Origin of the sequence: Cellulomonas sp. CW35 (genome assembly GCF_052378485.1) — a bacterium.
In the GTDB taxonomy this organism is placed as follows: domain Bacteria; phylum Actinomycetota; class Actinomycetes; order Actinomycetales; family Cellulomonadaceae; genus Cellulomonas; species Cellulomonas uda.
In genome coordinates, this window is record NZ_CP199000.1 from 2283753 (window position 1) to 2300181 (window position 16429).

Annotated in this window: 15 protein-coding genes; 5 read left to right on the forward strand and 10 right to left on the reverse strand. The window is 73.9% G+C overall.

Features of this window, described 5'->3' with window-relative positions:
• Positions 1 to 65 precede the first annotated feature (65 nt).
• From cofE to ACT17Q_RS10455, 3 genes are all read right to left on the reverse strand, one after another.
• On the reverse strand, positions 66 to 866 hold the full coding sequence (gene cofE / locus ACT17Q_RS10445; protein WP_444665385.1) for a coenzyme F420-0:L-glutamate ligase: 801 nt from the start codon (positions 864 to 866) through the stop codon (positions 66 to 68).
• Between the two features lie 13 nt (positions 867 to 879).
• The gene (locus ACT17Q_RS10450; protein ID WP_094182079.1) at positions 880 to 1851 is read right to left on the reverse strand and encodes a TIGR03557 family F420-dependent LLM class oxidoreductase; all 972 of its coding nucleotides are present in this window, start codon (positions 1849 to 1851) and stop codon (positions 880 to 882) included.
• A gap of 165 nt (positions 1852 to 2016) precedes the next feature.
• Positions 2017 to 3045: an EamA family transporter gene (locus tag ACT17Q_RS10455; protein WP_444662307.1), complete on the reverse strand. Its 1029-nt coding sequence runs from the start codon at positions 3043 to 3045 to the stop codon at positions 2017 to 2019.
• A 153-nt stretch (positions 3046 to 3198) separates the two neighbouring features.
• On the opposite strand from ACT17Q_RS10455, the gene ACT17Q_RS10460 reads away from it, so the two are divergent.
• Positions 3199 to 3747, forward strand: a complete 549-nt coding sequence (locus tag ACT17Q_RS10460; protein ID WP_444662309.1) for a CGNR zinc finger domain-containing protein — start codon at positions 3199 to 3201, stop codon at positions 3745 to 3747.
• Between the two features lie 8 nt (positions 3748 to 3755).
• Here ACT17Q_RS10460 and ACT17Q_RS10465 read toward each other — a convergent pair whose 3' ends face one another.
• Genes ACT17Q_RS10465 through ACT17Q_RS10480 form a run of 4 tightly spaced genes read right to left on the reverse strand, consistent with a single transcriptional unit; the run spans position 3756 to position 6953 of the window.
• Positions 3756 to 4427: a hypothetical protein gene (locus ACT17Q_RS10465; protein ID WP_146804663.1), complete on the reverse strand. Its 672-nt coding sequence runs from the start codon at positions 4425 to 4427 to the stop codon at positions 3756 to 3758.
• Positions 4424 to 5128 (reverse strand): hypothetical protein, encoded by a 705-nt coding sequence (locus ACT17Q_RS10470; protein ID WP_444662311.1) that lies wholly within the window; start codon positions 5126 to 5128, stop codon positions 4424 to 4426. Before ACT17Q_RS10470 ends, ACT17Q_RS10465 begins: the two co-directional genes overlap by 4 nt.
• Positions 5125 to 6669, reverse strand: a complete 1545-nt coding sequence (locus tag ACT17Q_RS10475; RefSeq protein ID WP_444662313.1) for a hypothetical protein — start codon at positions 6667 to 6669, stop codon at positions 5125 to 5127. The genes ACT17Q_RS10470 and ACT17Q_RS10475 overlap by 4 nt, the downstream gene beginning before the upstream one ends.
• A complete protein-coding gene (locus tag ACT17Q_RS10480) occupies positions 6666 to 6953 on the reverse strand; it encodes a hypothetical protein (protein ID WP_444662315.1) in 288 nt (95 codons plus the stop codon). Before ACT17Q_RS10480 ends, ACT17Q_RS10475 begins: the two co-directional genes overlap by 4 nt.
• A gap of 167 nt (positions 6954 to 7120) precedes the next feature.
• On the opposite strand from ACT17Q_RS10480, the gene ACT17Q_RS10485 reads away from it, so the two are divergent.
• From ACT17Q_RS10485 to ACT17Q_RS10500, 4 genes are all read left to right on the forward strand, one after another.
• Entirely contained in the window at positions 7121 to 7624 is a 504-nt protein-coding gene (locus ACT17Q_RS10485) for a hypothetical protein (protein WP_444662317.1), read from the forward strand.
• 60 nt (positions 7625 to 7684) lie between these two features.
• Positions 7685 to 10321: a valine--tRNA ligase gene (gene valS / locus ACT17Q_RS10490; protein WP_444662319.1), complete on the forward strand. Its 2637-nt coding sequence runs from the start codon at positions 7685 to 7687 to the stop codon at positions 10319 to 10321.
• 65 nt (positions 10322 to 10386) lie between these two features.
• Positions 10387 to 11256 carry an aldo/keto reductase gene (locus ACT17Q_RS10495; protein ID WP_141318522.1) on the forward strand — a complete coding sequence of 290 codons (870 nt, stop codon included), beginning with the start codon at positions 10387 to 10389 and terminating at the stop codon, positions 11254 to 11256.
• A 96-nt stretch (positions 11257 to 11352) separates the two neighbouring features.
• Complete coding sequence (locus ACT17Q_RS10500) at positions 11353 to 13173, forward strand: AMP-dependent synthetase/ligase (protein WP_268533954.1); 1821 nt, start codon at positions 11353 to 11355, stop codon at positions 13171 to 13173.
• A gap of 66 nt (positions 13174 to 13239) precedes the next feature.
• Here ACT17Q_RS10500 and ACT17Q_RS10505 read toward each other — a convergent pair whose 3' ends face one another.
• The 3 genes from ACT17Q_RS10505 to clpX form a co-directional block, all read right to left on the reverse strand.
• Positions 13240 to 14442 carry a baeRF2 domain-containing protein gene (locus tag ACT17Q_RS10505; protein WP_141318526.1) on the reverse strand — a complete coding sequence of 401 codons (1203 nt, stop codon included), beginning with the start codon at positions 14440 to 14442 and terminating at the stop codon, positions 13240 to 13242.
• A gap of 168 nt (positions 14443 to 14610) precedes the next feature.
• Positions 14611 to 14925 (reverse strand): chorismate mutase, encoded by a 315-nt coding sequence (locus ACT17Q_RS10510; RefSeq protein ID WP_232514738.1) that lies wholly within the window; start codon positions 14923 to 14925, stop codon positions 14611 to 14613.
• Positions 14926 to 15030: 105 nt separating this feature from the next.
• Positions 15031 to 16296: an ATP-dependent Clp protease ATP-binding subunit ClpX gene (gene clpX, locus ACT17Q_RS10515; protein ID WP_094179690.1), complete on the reverse strand. Its 1266-nt coding sequence runs from the start codon at positions 16294 to 16296 to the stop codon at positions 15031 to 15033.
• Positions 16297 to 16429 lie beyond the last annotated feature (133 nt).

The following is a 16429-nucleotide window of genomic DNA, read 5'->3' on the forward strand; positions in this document are numbered from 1 at the left end:
GGCAGCCGGCCAGGCCGCGGGCGTCGGACGTCGGGGTCGGCTCGGGAACCCGCGGCGCCGTGGCATCAGCTCGGGTCGGACTCGGGCCGGGCGTCGAGGGCGTCCTTCCAGCCCTGGGCGTAGGCCTCGGCGCTGCCCTGGCGGAACATGTCCTGCTCCCCCGTGCGCACGAGCACCCGGGCGCCGGAGCCGTCGTCGTCGAGCACGTGCGCGGCCAGGCCGCGGACGATCGCGAGCGGGCGGCCCGCCGCCTTGCCCTTGACGAGCTCGGCGGCGGCCGCGACCTCGTCGGCCACAGCCGTCACGGTCATGGTCAGCGGACGGCCGAACGAGTCGGACTCGCCCCGCAGGTCGTCCAGGACCCGCACGCCGGCGGCGCCGATCGTGATGTCGGTGACGCCGTCGCGCCACGGCCGCCCGGCGGTGTCGGTCATGAGCACCCCGACCCGCACGCCGAACGCCGCCGCGATCCCGGCGCGCAGCGTGCGGGCGCTCGCGTCGGGGTCGAGGGGCAGCAGCAGGACCGTGCCCTCGGGGGTGTTGCTCGCGTCCACCCCGGCGGCGGCCATGACGAGCCCGAGCCGGTTCTCGACGATGCGCGTGACGCCCGTGGCGTGCTCGCGCGTCGCGACCACCCGCACGGTCTCGGCCGTGATCGCCTGCTCGCGGTCGTCGGCCGCGACGACGCGCCCCTCGGCCTTGGAGACGACCTTCGAGGTCAGCACCAGCAGGTCCCCGTCCGCGAGCGCACGGTCGGGGTGGGCGGCGGCGTCGTCGCGCAGGAGGCCGACGAGCAGGCCGACGAGGTCGTCGCCCGGGACGATCTCACGCAGGCCCGCGGGAGCCCACACCCGCAGCTCGTCCATGGTCACCGCGGGTTCACCGCACCAGCTTCGGCAGCACGTGCTCACCGAACACGTCGATCCACTCGCGCTGGTTGCGGCCCACGTTGTGCAGGTAGATGCGGTCGAAGCCGAGGTCGACGTACTTCTGGATCGCCGCGCGGTGCACGTCGGGGTCGGCGGAGATGACCATGCGGCCCTCGAAGTCCTCGGGACGCACGAGCCGCGCCATCTGCTCGAGCTCGAACGGCGAGCGGATGTCAGCCTTGGGGAACTTCATGCCCCCGTTGGGCCACTCGTGCATCGCGTTGGCGAGCGCCTCCTCGTCGGTCGGTGCCCACGACAGGTGCACCTGCAGGACCTTGGGCAGGTCCTCGGGGTTGCGGCCGGACTCGCGCACGCCGTCGTGGAAGCGCGAGAACAGGCCCTCGATCTTCTCGAGCGGCGCACCGACCGTGATGAGGCCGTCGGCGTGGCGACCCGCGCGCTTGGCGGTGATCGGGCCCGCGGTCGCGACGAGGATCGGCGGGGCCTCCTCGGGCATCGTCCACAGCCGCGTGGACTCCATCTTGTAGAACTCGCCGGAGTGCTTGACGTCCTTGCCCGCGAGCGACGCGTTGAACAGCTTCTTGATGATGTCGATGGCCTCGAACATGCGGTTGATCCGCTCGGGGGCCTCGGGCCAGTACTGCGCGGTGATGTGCTCGTTGAGCGCCTCGCCGGAGCCCAGGCCCAGCCAGTGCCGCCCCGGGTACATCGCCGCGAGCGTCGCGCTCGCCTGCGCGACCATCGCGGGGTGCCAGCGGAACGTCGGCGCGGTCACGCCGGGCCCCATGTCGCCGCTGGTCCGCTCGCCGATCGCCGTGAGCACGTTCCACACGAACGCGGCCTGCCCCTGCGCGGGGACCCACGGCTGGAAGTGGTCCGCGGCCATGACGCCCGAGAAGCCGTGCTCCTCGGCGTACGCCGACAGCGCGACCGCCTCGGTGGGGTGGAACTGCTCGAGCATCGCCGCGTACCCGACCGTCAGGCCGGATGCCGTCACACCAGTCACGTCGTCCTCGTTCTCGTCTCGCGGGTGGTCCGCAGCAGGTGCGTCCGTCCGCGCTCGACCCTAGTCCGCCGGTGTGACGATCGTGCGACGGTGGTCGCCGGCGACGCCCGTCGCGAGCCTCTACCGCGGCCCGGCCAGCGCACCCACCGGGACGTCCTGCGTCGACTCGGCGGCGTCGGCCGGCGCACCGCGGGTCGCCTCGTCCGACATCGGCGCCGGCGAGCCGGCGCGCAGCTCGCCGTCCGCCGCGGCGCCCGACCGCACGAGCGCGACCCCGCCGACGACGAGCACCGCGCCGACGAGCTGGATCACGAGCGGTGCCTCGTCGAGCAGCAGCCACGCGAGCAGGACGGCGAACAGCACCTCCATGAGCGCGAGGAACGACGCGAGCCGCTCGCCGAGCAGCCGCACGGACACCGCGCTCACGCCGTACGCGAAGGCGGTGGGCACGGCGCCGACGACCAGCAGCGGCACGAACCACTCGACGTGCGCGCCGAGCACGTCGACCTGCACGCGCGGCGCCTCGACCGGCAGGATCCCGACGAGCGCTACCACGCTGACGGTGAGCGCGCCGACGAGCATCGCGGAGCCGGCCAGGCTCACGGGCGGCAGCGCGATGGGCCGGGCGGTCAGCGCGAAGTACGCGGCGTTGCCGATCGCCGCGGCGAACGCGAACACCAGGCCGAGCGCATCGAGCTCGAGCGAGCCGGTCACGTCCAGCACGAGCACGAGCCCGCCCATCGCGAGCGCCGCGCCGGCCAGCGTCGCGCGTGACGGCATGCGCCGCGTGCGGGACCACGACCAGCCCAGCAGGAGCAGCGGTCCCGTGTACTCGACGAGCAGCGCGACGGCGACGGGTAGCCGGTCCACCGCGAGGAAGTAGAGCGTCGACGCCCCGGCCACACCCAGCAGGCCGAGCGCGACGACCGTGCGCCACTCACGGCGCAACGCCGTGCGACGCCCGCGCAGCGCCCACGCGGCGGGTCCCGCCAGGAGCACCGTCCCGAGCCACAGACGCACCAGGATCGCCGCGCCGGGCGTCCACCCCGCGGCGAGCAAGGGCTTGACGACGGGCCCGCTGGTGGCGAACGCGAGAGCGGCGACGAGGCCCGCGACGATCCCGGCGCTGCGCGCGCGTGTGCCCTGCATGACGTGCTCCTCGCGGTGAACTGTGGGCTGCGCCCTGCGCGTTGCCCGACGCGCGCGGCCTCCCGCATGCTCGGGTGCCCACGCACGCGACATGTCAGGGGTCAAAGGCTTCTATGCTCGTGACAGTAGGACCCGCGACCGTCAGGAGTCAATATGGTTTTCGCTCGTGACACCGAGGCCAACCTCCAGGCCGCGGTCGAGCTGGTCAACAGCGCACGGCGCCGCGACGGCCAGGACGCCCTCGCGAGCGTCGACGACCTCGACGCGTTCTACCGCCGCTGGGCCTACTCGGTCCGCCACGACGGCGACGACGCCGAGCTCGCACAGGTGCACGACGCGCGTGCCGTCCTGGGCAGGCTCTGGGACGTCGACCGCGACGAGGCCGCCGCGCTGGTCAACACGATCCTGCGCGATGCGTCCGCAGTGCCGTTCCTGACCCGGCACGACGGCATGGACTGGCACCTGCACGCGACCGTCCCGGACGCGCCGCTCGCGACCGTCATGCTCGTCGAGACCGCGATGGGCGTCGCCGACGTCATCCGGTCCGACGAGTACGACCGCCTGCGGCGGTGTGCGGGTGAGGACTGCACCGCGGTGCTCGTCGACCTGTCACGCAACCGCTCGCGCCGGTTCTGCGACGTCAACAACTGCGGCAACCGCGCGCACGTGGCCGCCTACCGCGCGCGGCAGAGCACCGACTGAGCCGGCGTTCAGTCGGGCAACGGGCCTCCGAGCGACGGCAGCGCGGCGGGGGTCCCGACCCACCGCAGCCCGGCACCCGGTGCGGGCTCGCCCAGGCACGTCGCGAGATCGACCGCGACCTGCGGGGCGCCGTCACGCACCGCGGCAGGCAGCAGGGCGGGGTCGTGCACGTCCTGCGGCGCGGCCGCGACGACCGCGACCCCCACGACCGTGGTGCCGCGCGCCGCGGGCAGGCCGAGCTCGTCGACGACCTCGCCGGTCACGGTCGCAGTGGCGGGCACGCCGTCGAGGACCTCGCGCACGAGGTCGACGCGCACCGAGTCCCGCGGGCCCGCGCACTGCGCGTAGACCGGCCTCCACCCGGCGGCGACGGCCGCGTCGACCTCGGCACCGACCGCGCGCCACGGCACGTCGTCGGACTCGACGCGCCCCGACGCCCGCGGTCGCTCGTACCGGCCGCCGCCGGGGTCCTTGCCGACCTCGACCTGCGCGCCGGCGGGCCACGGCTGGGCGCGCAGCGCGTCCAGCACGTCCCCCCGGCTCAGGTCGCGCGCGCAGGCACCCAGCCCGACGACGACGAGCGCGACACCCGCGAGCGCACCCACGACGAGCACGACCCCGCTGCGCGCACCCGTCCCCGCACGGACGCCGAGGGCGCCCGAGCCGCGACGACCCGTCACCGGTCGCCCCCGTCGCCGCCCTGCACGGCCGCGAGCAGGTCGTCGGGACCCACGCCCGCTCCCCCGGACCCGCCGAGGCAGCTCAGGGACTCGTACGCGACCGGCTCGGGGGGCACGTCGATCGTCAGGTCGTTCGTGTGATGCGGCGCGAACGCGGCCACGAGCACGCGGCGCGGCACCTCGCGCGCCGCGCGGTCGACCGCTGACCCGTCTGCTGACCCCTCTGCGGGCCCGTCTGCGGGACCTGCGGCGGACTGGTCCTGCTCGAGGCGCAGCTCACCCACCGCCACGGACCCGTCGGACAGCTCGCGCACGAGCTCGACGGTCACGGCGTCGGCCGCGGCGTCGTCGCACCGCGCCGCCGCGACGACCCAGCCCTGGTCGGCCGCCGCGGCGGTCTCACCCGCGAGCACGTGCGCCGCGGTGCCTGTCGTCGTGCGTGCGCTGCGTCCCGAGCCCGCCTCGAACTGCCGGTTCGTGCCGAACGCGTACCGCCCGACCGTCAGCGAGGTCGCCGCGAGCCACGGGTCGGCGGCCAGGTCCTGGTAGCGCGCGACGTCGACGCTCGTCGTCTGGTCGTCCGGCACGTCCGGCGTGCACGCGGCGAGCACGACGAGCGCCGCACAGCCCGCCGCGGCACGCGGCAGGGCGCGGTGCCATGCAGCGGGGGCGAGCGCGGCTCGCGGGACGGGACGCGTCACGGCGTGACGACGGCCCACGGCTTGGCCCACCCGCCCACGGAGAACTCACCGTTCACGAACTGCTCCTGCGTCACGACCACGCGCTCGCCGTGCCCGGGCTCGTAGATCTCGATCGTCCCGTCGCCGTGCGCGTAGACCAGCACGACGTGCCGGGGCGAGGTCTCGTCGCCCACGTACAGCACCGCGGGGTTGCCCTGGTCGGTGGCCTCGACGAGCTGCTGGTACGCGTCCTGCTTGTCGTCCGGCGAGGCCGGGTCGACCATGTCGACCTGGTAGCGCACGCCCTCGGGCGCCATCGCGTCGAGCTCCTCGGCGGCGGCCCACGGCGACGTGCCGAGCGCCGGGATCCACGGCATCGAGACGTTGCCGGGCCGCCAGCCGCGGTCCGGGTCGATGCGCGGGTCGTCGGTGCGGCGCTTCATCTCCGTCTCGAGCTCGGTGAACCGGTCTGCGGGCGTGCGCTGGGGGTCGTCGGACTGTCCCGTCGTCGCGTCGTAGCCGGTCAGGACGCGCAGCGCGAGGACCGGGTCGCGCAGCATGCTCGCGTAGACCAGGGACGACGAGCCGCACGTCGTCCCGGTGGTCTGCGTGAACGGCCCGTCGCGCCGCAGCGCGGACTCGGGGTCGAGCAGCGCGTCGGGGTCGGGCGCGCGGTTGATCCGCTCGGCGAACCGGCGCAGCGTCGAGATCGAGCTCCCGGCCGCGAGCGCGGCGAGCAGCCACGCCCGGTGCCGCTGCGAGGCGGCGCCGTCCATGAGCGCGTCGAACGCGGCCCGGTCCTGCGGCGACAGCGCGTCGTACGCGGCTCGGGCGCGTTCGAGCACACCGTCGACGAGCGGCGGTCGGCCCGAGCCGGGCGCGTGCTGCCCGAGCGTGTCGAGCGCGCGCATGCCGGGCGCCGCGCCGTCGGGGAACGGCATCGCGGCCTCGACCGCGGCGAGCTCGTTCGCGCACGCCTTCGCGGCGGCAGCCGCGTCGCGCCAGGACTCGAGCGCCGCGGTCACGGCGTCGCGCAGGTGACGCACCACGTCGTCGAGCTGGTCGAGCTCGCCGGGGTGCCGCGGGATGTCGTCGCGCGCACGGCGCAGCGACGCGCCGACGTCCGCGTGCCGACGCTGCGCGCGGGTGAGCGCCTCCGCGTGGTCCTCGAGCGCGACGACCGCGCGGCGGGCCGCGGCTGCGGCATCCGTGAGACGCGAGTCGAGCTCGCGCGCGGTCGCGTCGAACGCCGGCGCGGCTGTGCCCGTCCAGACCGTGCGCCGGTGCACGCGGTCGGCGTCCACCTTGTCGGTCGTCACGGTCAGGGCGCGCGCGAGCGTCGACCAGGCCTGCGCGGCGCGCGCGCTCGCCGCCGGGTCGCCCGGTGGCGGATCGGTCGCGATCGCGACGATCCGCTCGATGAGCCGGCGCGCCGCCGCCACGTTCTGCACGATGTCGAGCGGGTTGAGCGAGAACCCCGCCTCGTCGAGCGCGTCCATCGCGCGCCACAAGGACTGGATGACCTTGTCGAAGTCGACGTCCACGACGCCACGCCCGGTCACGGCCGGATCCCGCGAAACGTGGCGGCCGTCTGCTCGTCGCCGTCGGTCGTCGCGCGCACGCACGCGTCCAGCTCGGTCCCCACCTCGACGAGCGCCGCCGCCGCGACCCGCAGCCCCTCGGTCCACCGGTGCACCGCGCGCGCGTGCGCGCTCGCGACCGGGTCCACGGCCTCGTCGGCCGCTGCTGCGTGCGCGTCGCGTGCGCGCCCCAGCTCCATGCCGGAAGCCCGGAACCGCACGGCCATGGCGCTCACCGCCGCGGGCTGCAGCTCGACGTCGCTCACGCGTCCCCCCACCTCGTCGTCCTGTGCGCCTCGCCGCGCACCGGCCCGGGTCATCGTGGCAGACGACGGCCGACCGCGGCACCCGGACGACCATGCGTCGAGCTGCCCACGGGCTGCGCTCGGACGTGCCACGATCAGCGCGCCAACCCTCGCGCAGAAGGAGCGTCGTGGACACCCTCGGATACCAGGCACTCGTCCAGGAGCGGCTCGTCGCAGCGGGCTACACGTTGCGGATGACACCGCCGGCGGGCCTCGTCGGCCACCGCCGGAACTTCCGGCTGCGCTGGATGGCGACGACCGTGCACACGGTCGTCCACGTGACCACGACGCCCCACGTCACCGCGGACGGGCTCGCCGGCTTCACCCGGTCCGCGCTGAGCCACGCCGAGGTCGCGCACGGGCAGATGCGCGGGCTGCAGTCGGGCGTCGCGGTCGTCGCCGCCGTCATCGCGGAGTCGGCGGACGACGAGGCGCACGCCTACGCGATGCGCACGATCCCGAAGGACTTCGCCGCGTTCGCCTGGCCGGTCGTCGTCGACCTCGGCGCCGAGCTGCGGTCGAGCCACGCGGGCAGCCCGCTGGTCGGGGCGGTGTACTCGTCCTGGATGCGCCAGCAGATCGAGGCGCTCCTGCCACAGCCCGACGCGGTCGCGGCGACCGCCCGCGACTGAGCCGTCCGGCGCGCGAAAGCGGTGCAGGAACACCCTCGGAGTCTGGGAAGATGGGCGGTCATGAGCGACCTGACCTCCCGTACCGACGTCCCGACGACCTCCACCGGCCGCCGTGTACCGGACAAGGTCGGCCTCGAGGGGCTCGAGGAGTCGTGGTCGCAGCGCTGGGCCGAGCTCGGGACGTACTCGTTCGACCGCACGCGCTCGCGCGAGGAGATCTACTCGATCGACACCCCGCCGCCCACCGTCTCGGGCTCGCTGCACGTGGGGCACGTGTTCTCGTACACGCACACCGACGTCGTCGCGCGGTACCGCCGCATGCGCGGCGCGGAGGTGTTCTACCCGATGGGCTGGGACGACAACGGCCTGCCCACCGAACGTCGCGTGCAGAACTACTACGGCGTGCGCTGCGACCCGTCGCTGCCGTACGACCCGGACTTCACGCCGCCGCACGAGGGCACGGACAAGACCGTGAAGGCCGCCGACCAGGTGCCGGTCAGCCGACGCAACTTCGTCGAGCTGTGCGAGCGGCTCACGGTCGAGGACGAGCGGCAGTTCGAGGCGCTGTGGCGCCGCCTCGGACTCTCGGTCGACTGGTCGATGACCTACCAGACCATCTCGGCGGAGTCGCGCGCCGTCGCGCAGCAGGCGTTCCTGCGCAACCTCGCGCGCGGTGAGGCGTACCAGGCCGAGGCGCCGGGCCTGTGGGACGTGACGTTCCAGACCGCCGTCGCGCAGGCCGAGCTCGAGGCGCGCGACTACCCGGGCGCGTTCCACCGGGTCGCGTTCCACGGCGCCGACGGCCCGGTCCACATCGAGACGACGCGACCGGAGCTGCTGCCGGCGTGCGTCGCGCTCATCGCGCACCCCGACGACGAGCGCTACCAGCACCTGTTCGGCACGACGGTCACGACCCCGCTGTTCGGCGTCGAGGTCCCGGTGCTCGCGCACCCGGCCGCCGAGCCCGACAAGGGCGCGGGCATCGCGATGTGCTGCACGTTCGGCGACCTGACCGACGTGCAGTGGTGGCGCGAGCTGCAGCTCCCGACACGCTCGGTGGTGCAGCGCGACGGCCGCCTGCTGCGCGAGACGCCGGAGTGGATCACGTCGCAGCAGGGCCGTGAGGTGTTCGCACAGCTCGCGGGCAAGACGACGTTCTCGGCACGCGAGGCGGTCGTCGCCGGTCTGCGCGCCTCCGGTGACCTCGACGGCGAGCCGACGCCCACGCAGCGCAAGGCGAACTTCTACGAGAAGGGCGACAAGCCCCTCGAGATCGTCACGTCGCGCCAGTGGTACATCCGCAACGGCGGCCGCGACACGGACCTTCGCGCGGCGCTGCTCGCGCGCGGTGCCGAGCTCGACTTCCACCCCGAGTTCATGCAGGTCCGCTACGAGAACTGGGTCGGCGGCCTGAACGGCGACTGGCTCATCAGCCGCCAGCGGTTCTTCGGCGTGCCGCTGCCGGTCTGGTACGCGCTCGACGCCGACGGCGAGCCCGACTACGACAACCCGCTCGTCCCGTCCGAGGACCAGCTTCCCGTCGACCCGTCGTCGGACGTGCCCGCGGGCTACACCGCGGACCAGCGCGGTGTGCCGGGCGGCTTCGTCGGGGACCCCGACATCATGGACACCTGGGCCACGTCGTCGCTGACCCCGCAGATCGCCGGCGGCTGGCGCTCCGACCCGGACCTGTTCGCGCGCGTCTTCCCGATGGACCTGCGGCCGCAGGGCCAGGACATCATCCGCACGTGGCTGTTCTCGACGGTGGTGCGCTCGCACCTCGAGCACGGCTCGCTGCCGTGGACCGACGCCGCCATCAGCGGGTGGATCCTCGACCCGGACCGCAAGAAGATGTCGAAGTCCAAGGGCAACGTCGTCACGCCCATGGGCCTGCTCGAGGAGCACGGGTCGGACGCGGTCCGGTACTGGGCGGCCTCCGCGCGGCTCGGCACCGACGCGGCGTTCGAGGTCGGCCAGATGAAGATCGGCCGACGCCTGGCGATCAAGGTGCTCAACGCCTCCAAGTTCGCGCTGTCGTTCGGCGGCACCGACGAGGCTCCGTCGCTCGACCCGGCGCTCGTCACGGTCGCGCTCGACCGGGCGATGCTCGCCGGCCTGGCCGACGTGGTCGACCAGGCGACCGCCGCGCTCGAGTCGTACGACCACACGCGCGCGCTCGAGCTCACGGAGACGTTCTTCTGGACGTTCTGCGACGACTACCTCGAGCTCGTGAAGGACCGCGCGTACGGCGAGGGTGCGGGGGCGCGAAGCGCCCGCACCGCGCTGTGCCTCGCGCTCGACGTGCTGCTGCGCCTGCTCGCGCCGGTGCTGCCGTTCGCGACCGAGGAGGTCTGGTCGTGGTGGCGCGAGGGCTCGGTGCACCGCGCCGCGTGGCCGCAGTCCGCGCCGCTGCGCTCGGCGACGGGTGACGCGTCGTTCGCGACCGTGACCGCGGCCGGTGCCGCGCTCGCGGCGCTGCGCAAGGTCAAGTCCGAGGCGAAGGTGTCGATGCGCACGGAGATCCTCGCCGCGCGCCTCGAGGTCCCGGCCGCGCAGCTCGCCGACGTCGAGGTCGCGCTCGACGACGTGCGCGCCGCGGGCCGCGCCACCGGCACGCTGGAGCTCGTCGCGGGCGAGGTCGAGCAGGCCGTCGCGCACGACGCGCAGCTGGGCGAGCCGGTCAAGCGCGGCGCCTGACGCCCGACGGTGGGAGGCGAGCACCGACGTGCCCGTCTCCCACCTGCGGGCGTAGCGTGCTGGGCATGACCTCGACCTCGCCGAGCCGGCCGACCGCCCCCGAGGACGTCCCCACCCGCACGCTGGCCGACGGCCTGGTGCTGCCCGCCATCGGCTTCGGCACCTACCCGCTCAAGGGCTTCGCGGGCCGGGACGCGGTGGCCGACGCGATCGGCGCCGGGTACCGCCTGATCGACACCGCGTACAACTACGAGAACGAGGGTGCGGTCGGCGCGGGCGTGCGCCAGTCCGGTGTGCCGCGCGACGAGCTCGTGCTGCAGACCAAGCTGCCGGGCCGCTACCACCGGCACGACGACGCGGTCACGGCCGTGCAGGAGTCCCTGCTGCGCGCGGGGCTCGACCACTGGGACCTGGTCCTCATCCACTGGCCGAACCCCGGCCGCGGGCTGTACGCCGAGGCGTTCGCGGCGCTGCTCTCGCTCCGGGACGCCGGTCTGGTCCGGTCGGTCGGCGTCTCGAACTTCCTGCCCGAGCACCTCGACTCGCTGAAGCGCGTCACGGGTGAGCTGCCGACCGTGAACCAGGTGGAGCTGCACCCGCACTTCGCGCAGCCGGAGCAGCGGGGCGCCGACGAGGCGCGCGGCGTGCTCACGCAGTCGTGGAGCCCGCTGGCCCGCGGACCGCTGCTCGAGGAGCCGGTGATCCAGGAGGTCGCCCGCGCGCACGGCCGCACACCCGGCCAGGTGGTGCTGCGCTGGCACGTCGAGCTCGGTGCGGTGCCGCTGCCGAAGTCGGGCTCGGCCGAGCGCCGCAGGGAGAACCTCGCGGTGTTCGACTTCACGCTGTCGCCCGACGAGGTCGCGGCGATCAGCGGGCTGTCGCGGCCGGACGGTCGCACCAACGACCAGGACCCGGCGGTCTACGAGGAGCTCTGAGCGACGGCCGGCGGCACACCGCGGGCCGACGAGCGCGCGAGGCTACCGCCCGGTAACCGAGCGGTAGGGTCTCGTCGTACCCCCACGGAGAGAGACATGTCCCCCAGCACCTCGCCGTCGACGCTGCCCGCCGACGCCCCTCGTTCCATCCCCGGCATGCTCGCGCAGCGACTCGCGCGCGATCCCGACGGCACGTTCGCCGAGCGCTCGTCGGGCCTGGGCTCCGCGTGGACGCCCGTGACGGTCCGCGGGTTCGTCGCGGAGGTCACCGCGGTGGCCAAGGGCCTCGTGGCCCGCGGCATCGCACCGGGCGACCGGGTCGGCATCATGTCGCGCACCCGGTACGAGTGGACGGTGCTCGACTTCGCGGTGTGGTCCGCGGGCGCGGTCGGCGTGCCGGTGTACGAGACCGACTCCGCGGAGCAGGTGCGCTGGATCTGCGCGGACGCGGGCATCCGCCTGCTCGTCGCGGAGACCGAGGCGCACGCCGCCGTCGTCGAGAGCGTGCGTGACGACCTGCCCGGGCTGCGCGAGGTCCTCGTGATCGACGCCGGCGCGCTCGAGCAGCTCGTCGTGTCCGGCCACGACGTGCCCGACGCCGAGATCGAGCGGCGCAGCGCGCTCGCCGGCCGCGACGACCTCGCGACCGTGATCTACACCTCCGGCACCACCGGCCGCCCGAAGGGTGTCGAGCTCACGCACGGCAACTTCGTCGCGGTCTGCCTGCTCGGCATCGACGACCTCGGCGAGGTGTACGCGCAGCCGCACTCGCGCACGCTGCTGTTCCTGCCGCTCGCGCACGTGTTCGCGCGGTTCATCCAGGTGCTGTGCGTCCCGTCCGGCGCGGTGCTCGGGCACACGCCCGACACGCGCAACCTCCTGCCCGACCTCGCGTCGTTCCGTCCCACGTTCCTGCTGGCCGTGCCGCGCGTGTTCGAGAAGGTCTACAACTCGGCCGAGCAGAAGGCCGGCTCGGGCGCCGCGCTGCGGGTGTTCCGCTGGGCGGCGAAGGTCGCGATCCAGTACTCACGCGCCCTCGACACGCCCGCAGGACCGAGCGCCGCGCTGCGCACGCAGCACCGGCTCGCGGGGCGCCTCGTGCACGCGAAGCTCCGCGCGGCGCTGGGCGGCCATGTCGAGTGGGCCATCTCCGGTGGTGCGCCGCTCGGCGACCGGCTGGGGCACTTCTTCCGGGGGATCGGCGTGCGGGTCCTCGAGGGCTACGGGCTCACGGAGACGACCGCGCCCACCGCGGTCAACCTGCCGCGTCTCACCAAGGTCGGCACGGTGGGTCCCGCGTTCCCGGGGACCCGGGTGCGCGTCGACGAGGCGGGTGAGATCTGGGTCGCAGGTCCGCACGTCTTCCGCGGGTACCGGCACGACGAGGAGGCGACGAAGGCCGCGCTCGTCGACGGCTGGTTCCGCACGGGCGACCTCGGCTCGCTCGACGAGGACGGGTACCTGCGCATCACCGGCCGCTCCAAGGAGATCATCGTGACCGCGGGCGGCAAGAACGTGGCCCCGGCGGTGCTCGAGGACCGCCTGCGCGGGCACCCGATCGTCAGCCAGGTCGTGGTCGTCGGCGACCAGCGGCCGTTCATCGGGGCGCTCGTGACGCTGGACGCCGAGATGCTGCCCGGGTGGCTCGCGAACCACGGCCTGCCGGCCATGGACGTCGTCACCGCCGGTGAGCACCCCGCCGTGCTGGAGGCGCTCGACCGCGCGGTGGCCCGGGCCAACGAGGCGGTCTCGCGTGCCGAGTCCATCCGCAAGATCGCCGTGCTGCCGACCGACCTCACGGAGGCGAACGGCTACCTCACGCCGTCGCTCAAGGTGAAGCGCACCCGCGTGCTCGCGGACTTCGCCCCGCAGGTCGAGGAGCTCTACACGGACACCCGCGGGACCGCGCGGGACTGAGACGGCTCGGGCCGCGCGCCCTCGATGGGGACGCGCGGCCCGTGACGCCGCAGCCGAGCGCCTGCGCTACGGGATCGCGCGCACGCGCCGCGCGTCGGCCGACTGCGTGAGCAGCTGCTCGCTCGGTGTGGACTCGTCCGACCACCGCAGGAGCGCCCCGACGCCGTCCGCCAGCTCGGCCGCCCCGTCCGGGGCGAACGTCACGCCCGCGTCCTGCGCGAGCGCAGCCCGCACGAGCGCGACGACCGCCGGGTACCGTCGACCGTCCGCGACGCCCAGCGTGTCGAGGTCGGCCTGGTTGGTCGCGAGCTCGAGCGGCTGCAGGCCGACGAGCACCTCACGCTCCTGCAACGCGCCGAGCGCCCCGTCACCGAGCACCAGCTCGGCGACCTGTCCCCGGCGCAGCACCTCGACGACGTCGTCGAGGGAGGTCACCGCGGCCTCGCCGCGCCCCAGCGCCTGCCCGAACCGGTCCAGCACCGCGTGACGGCGACGCGCGCGCAGCTCGTCCACCGCGGCCCGCACGCGCTGTGCGAACGCGTCCGGCTTCGCCCCGGCGCCGCGCGCCCCGCCGGGCACCTCGACGACGAGCTCGCGGACCTGCTGGCCCACCTTCTCGCACACGAGCGCGACCGCACGCACGTCACCGGTGAGCACGACGAGCTCGGGGGTGCGTTCCGCGACGCGCTTGTCCAGGAACGCCGCCACCTCCTCGGCGTTGCGCTGCCACGAGTCCTCGGCCCGCGACTGGTTGCGCCGCGACAGCCCGTTCTCCCGGGTCTTGTGCACGTCGTCGTGACCGCCCTCGACGCTCTCGTGCAGCGGTTCGCCGTCCTCGCCCACGCCGGGGCGGGCACCGCCCGCGGACTTCCACACGAGGTCCGCACCCGTGCGGTCGACCGCGACGACGAGCAGCTCGACCGCCTCGTCGGCGGCCCGCACCGCGGGCAGCAGGTCGGGCACCGGTCCGAACGTCGCGATCGTCCGAGCGGGCGGCTCGCCCACGACGCGGTCGACCAGCACGCCCTGGCCGTCCGCCACGATCACGCGCCCGTGCGGTCCTCGCACGCCCGTCGGCACCGCGACCAGGTCGGCGATCTCGTCGAGCACGGCACCCGGCGCGCCCTCGCGCTCGAGCTCCCGCCGTGCCGCCTTCCAGCGGTCCGCCGCCTCCGACTCCCCCGCCGACTCTGCTCTCGTCGCGTCGAGGAACACGGTGACGAACGGCGACGTCCGGCCGAGCAGCGGCTTGAGCCAGTGCAGGTCCATGCGGCAACCTCCTTCGGCCCACGAGGTGGGCCGTGCAGTGGACGGTGCCCGGGACGCGGACGTCAGCGGTCGCGCGTCTCGAGCCTCGCTGACCACTCCTAACCAACCGCAGGTTGGCGCCCCACGCCACCCCTGGCGACGGCCCCACGGGAGGGCGCCGCGGGACGGTCACCCGGAGGCGTCACCACCTGCGGGTTCGCGCCCGCCGTCCTGCGCGATCGCCTCGTGGTGGCGGATGACCTCCTCGACGATGAACGCCAGGAACTTCTCCGCGAACACCGGGTCCAGGTCCGCCTGGTCCGCGAGCTCACGCAGTCGCGCGACCTGCCGGACCTCGCGACCCGGGTCCGACGGGGGCAGTCCGCGCTGCGCCTTCAGGACCCCGACCTGCTTGGTCGCCTTGAACCGCTCCGCGAGCAGGTAGACCAGCGCGGCGTCGATGTTGTCGATGCTGTGCCGCAGCCGGGCGAGCTCGGGCGGGATGTCCGTCGACTGCGCCGCCCCGGACGCTCCCCCGTGCTCGGGAGCGGGTTCGGCGGGGCGGATCGCGTCGGTCACGCCCGCGATCCTAGGCCGCGAACCGCGCGGTCAGGCGCTCTTCTCGCGGGGCGGGCGCTTCTCGCGCGGCACGAGGGTCGGGTTCACGTTCTCGAGCACCACGTCGCGCGTGATGAGCACGCGTGCGACGTCGTCGCGGCTCGGGACGTCGAACATCACCTGCTGGAGGACCTCCTCCATGATGGCGCGCAGACCGCGTGCGCCCGTCCCGCGCAGGAGCGCCTGGTCCGCGATCGCCGCGACGGCCTCCTCGTCGAACTCGAGCTCGACGCCGTCGATCTCGAACATCCGCTGGTACTGCTTGACGAGCGCGTTGCGCGGCTCCGTGAGGATCCGCACGAGCGCGTCCTGGTCGAGCCGCCCGACAGCCGCGACGACCGGCAGACGCCCGATGAACTCGGGGATGAGCCCGTACTTCTGCAGGTCCTCGGGGCGGACCTCGGAGAACAGGTCGCCCTCCTCGTGGTTGTCCACGAGCGGCGCGCCGAACCCGACGACACGCTTGCGTGCGCGGGCGGCGATGATGTCGTCGAGCCCTGCGAACGCCCCCGCCACGATGAACAGGACGTTCGACGTGTCGATCTGGATGAACTCCTGGTGCGGGTGCTTGCGACCGCCCTGCGGCGGGACCGAGGCCGTCGTGCCCTCGATGATCTTCAGCAGCGCCTGCTGGACGCCCTCGCCCGAGACGTCACGCGTGATCGACGGGTTCTCGCTCTTGCGGGCGATCTTGTCGATCTCGTCGATGTAGATGATGCCCTGCTCGGCCTTCTTGACGTCGTAGTCGGCGGCCTGGATGAGCTTGAGCAGGATGTTCTCGACGTCCTCGCCGACGTAGCCGGCCTCCGTCAGCGCGGTGGCGTCGGCCAGGGCGAACGGCACGTTGAGCATGCGCGCGAGCGTCTGGGCCAGGTACGTCTTGCCCGTGCCCGTGGGGCCGACGAGCAGGATGTTGGACTTGGCGATCTCGACCTGGTCGTCGGCGTTGCGCACGCCCTCGCCGGCCTGGATCCGCTTGTAGTGGTTGTACACCGCGACCGACAGGGCACGCTTGGCCGACTCCTGGCCGATGATGTACTGCTCGAGGAACGCGAAGATCTCGCGCGGCTTCGGCAGCTCGACCAGGCCCGTCTCGTTGGCCTCGGCGAGCTCCTCCTCGATGATCTCGTTGCACAGCTCGATGCACTCGTCGCAGATGTACACGCCGGGCCCGGCGATGAGCTTCTTGACCTGCTTCTGGGACTTGCCGCAGAAGGAGCACTTGAGCAGGTCGGCACCGTCCCCGATCCGAGCCACGTCTCGTCCCTTCCTCGCGCTGCGCCGCCCCTCGCGGCCTGCGTCCTTGCGATCGTCGGCTGCTGCCGACTGCGTGCTGTCGTGCTGCGGGCGTCGCCGCCGGTGTCCCATTGGACACTACGCCGCGCGCCGT

Coding starts and splice junctions, on each gene's coding strand:
- cofE (WP_444665385.1), bottom strand. CDS start 866: ATGGACGAGCTGCGGGTGTGGGCTCCCGCGGGCCTGCGTGAGATCGTC.
- ACT17Q_RS10450 (WP_094182079.1), bottom strand. CDS start 1,851: ATGCTCGAGCAGTTCCACCCCACCGAGGCGGTCGCGCTGTCGGCGTAC.
- ACT17Q_RS10455 (WP_444662307.1), bottom strand. CDS start 3,045: ATGCAGGGCACACGCGCGCGCAGCGCCGGGATCGTCGCGGGCCTCGTC.
- ACT17Q_RS10460 (WP_444662309.1), top strand. CDS start 3,199: ATGGTTTTCGCTCGTGACACCGAGGCCAACCTCCAGGCCGCGGTCGAG.
- valS (WP_444662319.1), top strand. CDS start 7,685: ATGAGCGACCTGACCTCCCGTACCGACGTCCCGACGACCTCCACCGGC.
- ACT17Q_RS10495 (WP_141318522.1), top strand. CDS start 10,387: ATGACCTCGACCTCGCCGAGCCGGCCGACCGCCCCCGAGGACGTCCCC.
- ACT17Q_RS10500 (WP_268533954.1), top strand. CDS start 11,353: ATGTCCCCCAGCACCTCGCCGTCGACGCTGCCCGCCGACGCCCCTCGT.
- ACT17Q_RS10505 (WP_141318526.1), bottom strand. CDS start 14,442: ATGGACCTGCACTGGCTCAAGCCGCTGCTCGGCCGGACGTCGCCGTTC.